This is a genomic window from Mycobacterium sp. KBS0706 (assembly GCF_005938675.2).
Taxonomy (GTDB): Bacteria; Pseudomonadota; Alphaproteobacteria; order DSM-16000; family Inquilinaceae; genus Inquilinus.
Genome location: NZ_VCCH02000286.1, coordinates 1 through 1,139 on the forward strand (window position 1 = coordinate 1; position 1,139 = coordinate 1,139).

The 1,139-nt window shown below is 61.4% G+C and carries 1 protein-coding gene; it reads right to left on the reverse strand.

Translation table 11 applies throughout. The annotated features are described in order from the left end of the window. Window positions 1-224: 224 nt before the first annotated feature. Window positions 225-1,139, reverse strand: a 915-nt coding sequence (locus tag FFK22_RS41855; protein ID WP_221939309.1) for a hypothetical protein, incomplete at its 5' end; no start/stop codon positions are given.

Sequence of the window (1,139 nt, forward strand, 5' to 3'; positions counted from 1 at the left end):
GAATATGAACCCACACTGCTGACAGCACAGCAGGCGAATGCGTGCGCGTGGGGTCTCCAGAGCCGCGCACGGCTCGGGGAAGACGCTCGTCACCATGACAGGCGCATCGTCTATGATGCAGACGGAGGCCGCATCCGCGCCGTTACACACCGGGCAAGGGTGGGCGGCGACACCCGCAGCGCCGGGGAAAACCGACGCTGGGATGCCCCGACGTTGCGTGGCACTCATCGAGCGACCTGCTCCGGTTCGAGCGGTGCCAGGTCCTTCACGCGCAGAAACTCGTTGAGCGTCGATCCGGTAGCGCCGCTGTCCACGTTTTGTGGGCCGCGCTTGGCAAGATAGTCGTCGATGTTCAGCGTCCGCATGTCGTAGCTGAACCTCACGACGTCCGTGTGGTTCGGCACCGAGGCGTGCAGTTGGCAGGTCGAGAACATGAAAAGGTCGCCGGCGTTCTGCACAATGCGGATGTCGGCCGAGTCGACGACCTTCTCGAGCGGCAGCGGGTGCGGCCGCTCTTCCTCTTTAATGTTGGTTGCCGCCGCAAAACGCGAGTTTTTCACCCAGGCATCATAGTCCCAGCCGATGCTGGCGTTCTTCACCGGTCGTTGGAAATACTCGACGTACATCGACATGACCGTCTCGGGCTCGACATCGAAAACCGGAACCCAATAGTTGATTAGCTGCGCTGGGTGCGCGTACCACGTGTCGCGGTGGGCAGCGTAGTTATAGCTCACTCCGCTCGAAAGGTAGCTGCTCGGCGGGATGATGCGGAGGCGGGGCAAGTCGAAATAGGTGCGTTCCGGGTCCGCTCCCATATCGGTGATGATGCGCTGGCAAATCTCTTTGGTAACGGGATCGTTGGTGAAACGCGACTTGATCGGGCCCGCACGGGCGGCGAATTGGTCGACCGAGAGCTCACGGTGCGCCAAGCGTGGATCTGCAACAGAGTCAAATCCGGCGTCGATAAGCTCCCTGGCCCATTCGACCATCCTTGCCCCGGATGTGGGGGCCGAATAGAGGAAGAAGGCCCCGCCGAAGATGCGCTCGCGACGCGTGTTGTCGTCGAGCGCCCGGTTCATATAGATTGGGGTCATGTGCTTAGAGAACCCTTCGTTGTCAAGGGCTTGGGTGCGGAAGGA